Here is a 791-nt window from a genome sequence, read left to right as displayed (position 1 = left end):
TGTAACTCCACCCAACCTAGTACAGCTCATTAGTAGAATTATGCTGCCTCAAGGTAGCCAACTGGAGTCATGTCTTCCAGCGCATCGTGAGGCCTTTCATAATTGTAAATTTCTAACCATTCATCTGTGATTTCGCGTACTTGTTGTAGTGAATCGAACAGATATAAATCTAATACTTCTTCTCGATAACTGCGATTAAAACGCTCCACAAAACCATTCTGATAAGGACTACCTGGCTGAATAAACTCTAGCTTTATATTTTTGTTCTGAGCCCAACTTTCTAATAAGCTGGACGTAAATTCAGGTCCATTATCAACCCTTATTTGCGACGGCTTTCCTCGCCAGGCAATCACTCGTTCAAGCGTTCTGATAACCCGCTCTGTGGTCAAACTGGTATCTACTTCGATGGCCAGTGCTTGCCGATTGTAATCATCAATAATATTTAATGTTCTGAAGCGATGTCCAAAGCTTAAAGCGTCGCTCATAAAATCCATAGACCAAGAATCATTGTGCTTTTCCGGCGTACTCAATGGCTCTGGGCTACGAGTAGGAACACGGCGCTTTCCCTTTCGCCTCAAGTTGAGCTTTAGCATATTGTAAACTCGTTCAACACGCTTCTTGTTCCATGTTTTCCCCTGATGCCGCAGCCGTTTAAACAGCTTAGGCAAACCCCAGCGAGGGTGACGCTCTACAAGCAACAGCAACGCATCGATTACCTCATCATCAGGTGGTCGTTTGTGCGTGTAGTAATAGACACTTCGATTTAGTCCTGCAACCTCACAAGCAAGTGC

General features: G+C 44.1%; 1 protein-coding gene. It reads right to left on the bottom strand.

All coding sequences use genetic code 11. From position 1 onward, the window contains the following. Positions 1-38: 38 nt before the first annotated feature. On the bottom strand, positions 39-791 hold a 753-nt coding region (locus tag ACXAH1_RS24645; RefSeq protein WP_475200333.1), incomplete at its 5' end, for an IS3 family transposase.

Source organism: Pseudoalteromonas sp. AWH4_217 (genome assembly GCF_056161105.1).
Note: the sequence above shows the minus strand (reverse complement) of the source record. Positions and strands in the feature narration are given on the sequence as shown.